The following is an 8,862-nucleotide window of genomic DNA, read 5'->3' on the forward strand; positions in this document are numbered from 1 at the left end:
GGGGGGCTGTATTGATTGAGGGTTTCAGTTCAATTCGAGTGATATTCTTCTTGAAAAAACGACAATAAAAGTACAGTTCAATCCAGTTCATTCAAGGACCTTAAACAGACCTATTGATTTACTTTTCAATCACTTATCCAATTTCACCCCCTTTGTACTTTTCGTTTGGCCCCACATATGTTTTGGACAATAATCTTAGTAATAGCTTTGATTGTGGTATTGGCCAGTAGGGCAAACCTCAAAGAAAAAAGAGACGAAATCATTCGTATCAAAGAACAAATTCAGGATGAAATCAAGAATATGAATCGGCAAATGCAACAGGTCGGGAACCTAATTAATCAATACAATGGTATATGTTCTCGTAACATTGAGCAAGTTGCTATAACGATGCAAGACTTACAACACTCACAACAAATTGTTCAGCGATTGCTGGACAGTTTGAGCGCATCGCAACAAAATAATCTATCCGTACCTTGGATGGATGGGCGATACTTGCCTCTTTTTATGTGGGATGGCTCATTCCGGTTGGTAATGACACAGTTTAATCAAGCCATTCAAGAATTCGAACGTAATCCTCAATACTAATTGCCATGCTACCATTTGAAATTGGGTCATTAGACCAGACCTTATCACGATTTGCGGCATACTACATGAAAAAAACGAGTGAAGCTGACTATCGTAAACTTCACAACAAAGTGGTTCAATCCAATGGATTGGCTAAACTATGCGGGCTGTCTATTGCTCAGCAACGCTATCCTACGGCGACTGATTTTAGAGTGATAACTAGCAATCTATTCTGGCTCGGTAGCATGGAGAAGATAACGCTCGCGGCAATTATTGCTTTGAAAACGTGGAATGAACAAGTGAATAAAGTTTATGAGATTATCCCTCAATATCATGTAGATAGTTTGTGCCGACAGATTATCGAAGGTTCGAGATTGTCTCATTTTTAATTCTTATACCGCAACTTTCGGAGAGGGTCTTTATATACCCTTTCCGAGAATTGCGTCACCTGCGCCTAAGACCAATGCTTTTATATAACGATTCTTTCCGACAGCGAAGACAGACTTTTACACAAGGGGGCTTTAAATAGACCGTTTGATGAAGTTTGCCCTTTCGCTTTTCTAAACCGAAGCAGAGAACGGTTACCACATTAATACATCCACAACTATGAAAAGACACTGTGCATCGGACTATGGATAATTAAAAGCCCATTCCGATAACAATTGAAACTTAATCCCCCTTTTTATTCACTTGCAGGAAGAAAAAAGGCTCTCCATTGGGTATCCATTGTTAGGCGAGGTAATGTTTTATTGCATGTAAAATACTGATTATTTGACTATTAACAAATAGCTCAGTTGGTAGAGCACAACCTTGCCAAGGTTGGGGTCGCGAGTTCGAGTCTCGTTTTCCGCTCACAAGACCTGATTAAGAGAGCATTAGAACAGAAAATCCTTATGTATCGACGATACGTAAGGATTTTTTTCTTGGGGGGGAGCTAGGATGGGGACGTCGGGAAAAGCAAGCTCGCATTCCCGTAACCTCCGACACCCCGAATCCCAAATGGACCACAAACGACAGTTATTGCACTCTTCCGCCACATCCTACCCCGTAACATTTCTATACGATATACCACAAACTTGCCGGACAGTCTGCCAGACAGAACGTGGAAATTGGTAATTCAATCTGTAATTCATATACAACCCGTTCGGATTTTCTGTTCTAATTTTGTACTATAAAAAGATAGCGCACTCGCATCGGGAATGGACGAGCAAACATCATTCGGCGCGGCGGCCGGGTCGCGAGGATGCCGAGCAGTACGACAACGCTTAGGAAAACGCTGGACAAGTCGTTCGACGCCGACCGGCAGATTTCATTGAAAAACAAAAACACAAAAAATATGAACAGATTATCTTTTACCGCAATTTTCGCAAGCATGATTACACTCGGTCTCACTTCGTGCAGTTCAAGCAACGCACAACAAAAGGACAGTCGGGAAAAAGCACTGGTCCTCTACTTCTCAGCAACCGGCACAACAGCCTCCGTCGCCCGACTCATCGCAGAACAGACAGGCGCCGACCTCTGTGAAATAAAGCCGGCAGTGCCGTATACCGCCGCCGACCTCGACTGGCGCAACAGCCGATCGCGCAGTTCCGTCGAGATGAACAACCCCACCTCCCGCCCCGCCATAATGAACGTCGAAAAAGACATCGCGGCCTATGATCTGATTTATCTGGGTTATCCCATCTGGTGGGATCAGGCGCCGCGAATAATCAATACATTCATTGAGAATCATAACCTGAAAGGCAAGCGGGTCATTCCGTTCGCCACCTCCGGCAGCAGCTCGATCGACAACAGCGTAAAGCAACTCAAAGCCACCTATCCCGACATCGCTTGGGAGAAAGGGAAACTGCTGAACAATGTCGATAAAACCGTAATACGTCAATGGACTGACCGATTTGTCACCGGTTCAAAACAAAGATAGATGACCGATTTCGCCCGGCAGCCGTAACAACTGGCATGATCATCCCGATGTGGAACAAATCCTGCGGGTATTCGACGGCAAAGGATTCTATCAAGAGGAGGATTCGCCGAAACGCCTCATCAAGAAAAGAAATGTCATTGCATCATCTGCCAATATTCGTCACCGGAACGGAGCGACACCCGACAAACCGTTGATTGGCTTGACCGCAACGGCACATTCCGACAAGGCTCATGTCGTACAGATGCGCGCCGTAACTGAAAATAAGTATAACCGATAATAAATGAGCGGAGATGAAACAACCGTCAATCGTATTGGGAACATGGTCATGGGGTACTGGCGCCGTAGGCGGCGATCAGGTATTCGGCAACCATGTGGGAATAGAAGAACTGAAACCCGTATTCGACGAGGCCATGAAAAACGGGCTGAACCTTTGGGATTCCGCCGTTGTCTACGGCATGGGCGCATCGGAAACCGTGCTTGCGGCATTCACCAAAGCGTGCCGCCGCGAAGATGTGCAGATTTCCACGAAGTTCACACCCCAGATTGCCGGAGACTCGGCCAATCCTGTAGCCGACATGCTTGCCGGCAGCCTCGAACGCTTCGGAACGGACTATATCGACATTTACTGGATTCACAATCCGGCTGACGTGGAGCGCTGGACGCCCTATATGGCGGCATTGGTAAAGAGCGGAAAGGTGAAACGCATCGGCGTGTCCAACCATAACCTCGCTCAAATCAAACGAGCCGAGGAGATCCTTTCTGCCGAAGGGGTACGCCTATCGGCAGTCCAGAACCATTACAGCCTGCTCTACCGCTCGTCGGAACATGCCGGCATTCTTGATTATTGCCGGGAAAGCGGCATCGACTTTTGGGCATATATGGTGCTGGAACAAGGCGCATTGAGCGGCAAATACGACACAGCGCATCCGCTTCCCGAAGGCAGTCAGCGCGGCGATACCTACAATCCGCTGCTGCCACAGATCGAAAAACTCGTCGCCTTCATGCGCACGGTCGGCGCCCGACACGGCATCTCGCCGGCACAGGTGGCATTGGCATGGGCAATAGCCAAAGGTACGACGCCTATTATCGGAGTGACAAAAGTCGCACAAGTACAGGAGGCGGCACAGGCTGCAAAGATTACCCTTACCGAAGCGGAGGTCCGTACACTGGAAACCGCTGCCGAAGACACCGGCGTCGATACACGCGGATCCTGGGAGATGCCGATGATTTGAGAGAGGAGGTAACAGATGAAACAACTGTTTATCATACTGTCATTTATGCTGTCTTTTCATACCGTCACGGCGCAACAGGTCGTCGACGTACATTGCCACAACATATTACCCGAATTCAAGACCCTGCTCGACCGGCACGGGGCTGCGTTGGAAGAGACGTTTCCCCTGCCCGAATGGGATATTGACGCGCATATAGAGTTTATGGAAGCGGCCGGCATCCGCACGAGCCTGCTCTCCATGCCTGCGCCGCAGCCCTATTTCGGAGACACGGAGGAGTGCCGTCAGATGGTGCGCCGATACAATGAAGCCTGTGCCAAACTGAAAGCCGATTATCCCGGCAAGTTCCTTTTCTGCGCCTCGCTGCCTCTGCCCGATGTGGAGGCGGCTGTCGAGGAGGCCGTTTATGCACTCGATACGCTCGGCGCCGACGGCATCAAATTAGCGACCAACAGCCGGGGGCAATATGTGGGCGATGAAGCTCTCGATCCGTTGATGGAGGTGCTGAACAAACGCAAGGCGGTCGTCATCCTGCACCCGCACAAGCCGTCGCCCGTGAACAACGGGATCATTGCCACCGCACCGCTTGCCGTCTACGAATACCCCTCCGAAACCACGCGCACGGTCATCAACATGATTGCCCGGAACGTTCCGGCACGTTATCCCCACATCCGGTTCGTCATCCCGCACTGCGGTTCGTTCCTGCCGCTGGCCATACCCCGCATGAAAGCCATTCTTCCGGCGATGCAGGCCAAAGGCTATATGCAACCGGTAGACTGGGAAGCCAACCTCTCTCACCTCTATTACGACCTTGCGGGAGGGGCAACGCCCGATGTCATTAAAATGCTGCTGACCATTACCACGCCCGATCATCTGCTTTATGGGTCCGACTATCCGTATCAGCCGGCCGAAGTCCTGACAGAGAATCTGAAACGGATGCGGTCGTGGATTGCAGAAGACGAGGAGCTTGCACCGTATTCAGAGGATATTCTGGCCAACAATGCGATTGCGTTGTTTCACGACAAAACCGATCGGCCGAATAACATGAAAATGAACAATGGCAGCCGAGCGGGAATGTGCGCCAAGCTGCCGATGCAGGCCGACGGCATCGTGCGGCTGTCGAAAATAGAAGTCTATCCGCAGCACCTCGATGAGTATATGAAATATGCGATCGAAGTGGGCGAAGTCTCCCTGCGTACTGAGCCGGGCGTATTGACCATGTACGCCGTCGGCGAAAAGGAGAATCCCTGCAAGATAACCATACTGGAGACCTATGCGAGCAAAGAGGCTTACAAATCGCATATCGCGTCGGCTCATTTTCAGAAATACAAACAGGGCACACTGCATATGGTCAAATCGTTGGTGCTGTCCGACCAGACACCTTTGAATCCGGCCAACCGAATCAGCAACCACATTCAATAAAGAACCATGAACAGAATCATTTTAATTGCAGTATTCACCGTTTTAACATGCAATGTTATGGCACAGAATAAAATCGTACAGACGGCCGGGCGCGACCAGTTGGGAGAGTTCGCGCCGAAGTTCGCGGAACTCAACGACGATGTTCTTTTCGGCGAAGTATGGAGCCGCAACGACCTTTTGAGCCTGCGCGACCGCAGTTTGGTAACGATTACCTCGCTCATCAGTCAGGGCATTACGGACAGTTCGCTGGGCTTCCATCTTCAGGAAGCGAAGAAAAACGGCATCACCCGTACCGAGATTGCAGAAATCATCACGCACATCGGGTTTTACGCCGGTTGGCCCAAGGCATGGGCGGCCTTCCGCCTGGCCAAAGACGTTTGGGCGGAAGACACGACCGGAGAGGATGCAAAAGCCGCATTCCAGCGTGAGATGATCTTCCCCATAGGCGAGCCCAATACGGCCTATGCACAGTATTTCATCGGCAACAGCTACCTCGCCCCGATTTCGCAAGAGCAGGTTTCCATCGCCAATGTCACCTTCGAGCCGCGCTGCCGCAACAATTGGCACATCCACCGGGCTACGAAAGGCGGCGGTCAGATGCTTATCGGCGTGGCCGGCCGCGGCTGGTATCAGGAAGAGGGCAAACCGGCGCAGGAGATTCTGCCCGGCACGGTCATCCACATCCCTGCGAACGTGAAGCACTGGCACGGTGCGGCGGCCGACAGCTGGTTCGCCCACCTCGCTTTCGAGATTCCGGGCGAAAAGACCTCCAACGAATGGTTAGAACCCGTCACGGACGAGGAGTACGACAAACTGAAATAACGACGTTTCTTCCTGTCGATCAGAATCCCTGTCGCCTGCCGGCGGCAGGGATTCTCACATTCCAGTCCTTTCTCCGCGCTTTCTCCGCGAAATCGGTTATCCCCTCGATCCGCGCACAAGCCATCCGACCTCCCTTTTGAGCAGGCATGCGAAATCTCAGAGCAAAAATTTAGATTCGAGTGCGTGACTCGCCGGCCCGTAAAATAAAGCGGGATTCCCAATCGGCCGAATCTTCGGTTCGCAAAAAGCCTCTCTTTCGAGAGGCTTTTTTATGCCGCCAATCCATAGAGCTCCGGTATCGACACGTCGGCAACGAGGCGGCCACACCGCACTACTTTCCGAGCAGCACCTCGTCGATCATCTTTTTCAGATCGCCTTTCGACATAGCCCCCTGCATCATCTGCGGCCGCCCATTCCGGGGACAGAACAGCAGCGACGGAATGCTGCGAATGCCGAACACCGCCGCCAATTCCAGCTCTTGCTCCGTGTTCACCTTGTAAATATCGATCCTGCCTTCGTATTCCCCGGCCAGCTCCTCGAGCACCGGCGCCACCATGCGGCACGGGCCGCACCAAGATGCGTAAAAATCCACCAGACAAGGCCGCTCGCCCAGAAATTTCCATTCCGAAGGATTTGCCTCATAATCCACCACCCGGTTCAGGAACTCTTTCTTGGTCACTTCCTTTGCTTTCATCGTTTCGTAACTTTTATGGCTTGACAACAGCAAATCTCATTCCAACCTGTTCTTCTCCAAACGCAAAAGCCCCGCAACCGTCAGAAAGCGGATGCGGGGCTTCAAACTTCGCAAAGGAACTGAATAGAGGTATGAACCTGTCCGAAGTTCTATTCCGGCCGAACAAACATGGCGTCGGTAGTCGGATAGTCGTACTCGAGCGTTTTGATCTCCATGTTCATCATTTCGGCACCGCCGACCAGCAACTTGTACCGGGAAGGCAATTTGAGCATGCCGAATGTTTTGTAATCCGTGAAATCCATACGCGCCGGAACCGTTTTCCCCCCCTGAGTAATATACAGGAAAGCATAAGCCACCAGTCCGGTATCCTTGTCGAAATAGACGATCGTCCGGTCGATCATTTGGGCCTCCGCTTTTTTAGGCATCATCTCCACCCCCACACAAGTATGCCCGTCCTTTTCGACCTCGCCGGCCATCCGATAATCGTAATCCGTTCGATTCCAGCGGTAGTGTTGACTGAGATTGGTCTGTTTTCTCAACTGCTCGAGCGATTCGGCCGGCATAGGCATCACCCCCTGCCCCGGAACGCTGACCCACCCCTGACTGCCGTCGAAGACCATTTTTACTTTCTGTCCCGCTATCTCCATATCCACATTGAACTTACCCGGCTCTTTGACAATCATTTTCATCGAAATCCGCCTCCCCTGCGTCTCGGTGACGACCTCCATCATCACGCTGGTCATATCGGCCGGTGTCAGCTTGTCGAGCCCCGTCACCCGCTCGTACCGGTCGATCACCTCCAAGGCTCCGTCCTGCGCCGATACCGGCACTGCCACCAGCCCTATACAGAAGACGGCAATCCATTGAAAAAGTCTTTTCATGAAATTAAGCTGTATTGAATCGGTTTCTCCCGCTAAAGATACGCCGATTTCAGGAAAACGAAGCACTTATTGTTGAAATAAAAAGAATGCACTGGCCTCCATTTGGCACACATCGCACGCCTCGTCTAAGCTGACAGTCGTATAAGGACAGCCGCATCGCGGACACACCGACCAGGAATTGACCACGTTCCGATCGTCGCCCTCTTTTTCCAGCTTGCCCAAAGCCTTGCGGCAATATTCGGCATGACGGTTCGCCACAGCCGCGACCCACTGAAAAAACTGTTCCGCCTCGCTCATCCTCTCGTTTGCCGCCACCTGCATAAAAATCGGAAAGACGGTTTGCGATTCATACTCCTCCACCCGCAGGGAATTTTTCAAATTCTCGAGCGTCGATCCCACCTCGGGCACCGAATCGACCGGCATACTGACATCTTCGCCGTATTCGGCCAAGACTTTTCGCTGATACTCTGCGTGAATCTCCTCCGAACGGGCAATCGCCACCAACAGATTGGCAATGTTGTGGAAGCCCTCCTCGCGAGCCTGTATCGAAAAAGCTCGGTAACGCACGGCGGCATTTTGTTCGCTGGCCACCATGTTCTTCAGGTTCTCGATCGTTTTGGCCGGATGGGACGAACAGGCGCAGAACAAAGGCAATGCCATCACCAACCAGGCCCAGTGAGATAAAAAGAAATGCATAACTTCAATTATTTAACGAACGAACAATTAAATAATTACAGCCATCCACTGTGAACAGATTGCAGGATTTTCACTTTAATTCCCACTATACAATAAAACAAACAACTTACTCCGACTACAAATAAGACTTTTTACCGTACAAACATAAGAAAATACAATTAAAACGGCAAACTAAAATAACGAAATCAGCCATTTTATCCGGCCGCTATTTTTTTGTATCTTTGAAAATCAACATTTTTTGAACGAATCTATCTTTACAGATGGAAGCCTGGACCACCTACATAGATCGGAACCGCGACCGGTTCCTCAGCGAACTTTTTGAATACCTGCGCATCCCCTCGGTCAGTTCCGAATCGGCGCATAAGCCGGATATGGAGCGGTGTGCGAAGTGGCTTCGGGAGGCGCTGCTCAAAGCGGGGGCCGACAAAACGGAAATTTTTCCGACCGCAGGAAATCCGATCGTATACGGTGAGAGAATCATATCGCCGGAACTGCCGACCGTGCTGGTCTACGGCCATTACGACGTGATGCCGGTCGACCCGCTCGAGCTGTGGCAGACCGACCCGTTTGAACCGGTGGTCAGGGAGGGAAAAATATGGGGCCGCGGGGCGGACGACGACAAAGGACAGGGTT

10 protein-coding genes and 2 pseudogenes are annotated in these 8,862 nt (G+C 51.0%); 9 read left to right on the top strand and 3 right to left on the bottom strand.

What is annotated here, in order from left to right; genetic code table 11:
- The first annotated feature begins 177 nt into the window (after positions 1-177).
- The 8 genes and pseudogenes from Q0Z93_RS08495 to Q0Z93_RS08530 all read left to right on the top strand — a co-directional run bounded on the left by Q0Z93_RS08495 (position 178) and on the right by Q0Z93_RS08530 (position 5,958).
- On the top strand, positions 178-585 hold the full coding sequence (locus Q0Z93_RS08495) for a hypothetical protein (RefSeq protein WP_298064530.1): 408 nt from the start codon (positions 178-180) through the stop codon (positions 583-585).
- 65 nt (positions 586-650) lie between these two features.
- Positions 651-953: a hypothetical protein gene (locus Q0Z93_RS08500; protein ID WP_298064531.1), complete on the top strand. Its 303-nt coding sequence runs from the start codon at positions 651-653 to the stop codon at positions 951-953.
- 947 nt (positions 954-1,900) lie between these two features.
- A complete protein-coding gene (locus tag Q0Z93_RS08505; RefSeq protein WP_298064532.1) occupies positions 1,901-2,485 on the top strand; it encodes a flavodoxin in 585 nt (194 codons plus the stop codon).
- Positions 2,486-2,534: 49 nt separating this feature from the next.
- Positions 2,535-2,762, top strand: a complete 228-nt coding sequence (locus Q0Z93_RS08510; protein WP_298064533.1) for a hypothetical protein — start codon at positions 2,535-2,537, stop codon at positions 2,760-2,762.
- Positions 2,763-2,775: 13 nt separating this feature from the next.
- Complete coding sequence (locus Q0Z93_RS08515; protein ID WP_298064534.1) at positions 2,776-3,717, top strand: aldo/keto reductase; 942 nt, start codon at positions 2,776-2,778, stop codon at positions 3,715-3,717.
- A gap of 45 nt (positions 3,718-3,762) precedes the next feature.
- Positions 3,763-4,719 (top strand): annotated as a pseudogene (locus Q0Z93_RS08520) (amidohydrolase family protein); the annotation flags it as partial.
- A gap of 66 nt (positions 4,720-4,785) precedes the next feature.
- A pseudogene (locus Q0Z93_RS08525) lies at positions 4,786-5,136 on the top strand (antibiotic biosynthesis monooxygenase); the annotation flags it as partial.
- Positions 5,137-5,142: 6 nt separating this feature from the next.
- Positions 5,143-5,958, top strand: coding sequence for a carboxymuconolactone decarboxylase family protein (locus tag Q0Z93_RS08530; RefSeq protein ID WP_298064535.1), 816 nt, complete (start codon positions 5,143-5,145; stop codon positions 5,956-5,958).
- Between the two features lie 331 nt (positions 5,959-6,289).
- On the opposite strand, the gene trxA is transcribed toward Q0Z93_RS08530, so the two are convergent.
- The 3 genes from trxA to Q0Z93_RS08545 all read right to left on the bottom strand — a co-directional run bounded on the left by trxA (position 6,290) and on the right by Q0Z93_RS08545 (position 8,229).
- Positions 6,290-6,652 carry a thioredoxin gene (gene trxA, locus Q0Z93_RS08535; protein WP_298064536.1) on the bottom strand — a complete coding sequence of 121 codons (363 nt, stop codon included), beginning with the start codon at positions 6,650-6,652 and terminating at the stop codon, positions 6,290-6,292.
- Between the two features lie 149 nt (positions 6,653-6,801).
- A complete protein-coding gene (locus Q0Z93_RS08540; RefSeq protein ID WP_298064539.1) occupies positions 6,802-7,533 on the bottom strand; it encodes a hypothetical protein in 732 nt (243 codons plus the stop codon).
- A gap of 66 nt (positions 7,534-7,599) precedes the next feature.
- Positions 7,600-8,229: a rubrerythrin family protein gene (locus tag Q0Z93_RS08545; protein ID WP_298064541.1), complete on the bottom strand. Its 630-nt coding sequence runs from the start codon at positions 8,227-8,229 to the stop codon at positions 7,600-7,602.
- A 260-nt stretch (positions 8,230-8,489) separates the two neighbouring features.
- Here Q0Z93_RS08545 and Q0Z93_RS08550 point away from each other — a divergent pair.
- Positions 8,490-8,862, top strand: a 373-nt coding sequence (locus Q0Z93_RS08550) for a M20/M25/M40 family metallo-hydrolase (protein ID WP_298064543.1), incomplete at its 3' end; no start/stop codon positions are given.

Origin of the sequence: uncultured Rikenella sp. (genome assembly GCF_947628055.1) — a bacterium.
In the GTDB taxonomy this organism is placed as follows: domain Bacteria; phylum Bacteroidota; class Bacteroidia; order Bacteroidales; family Rikenellaceae; genus Rikenella.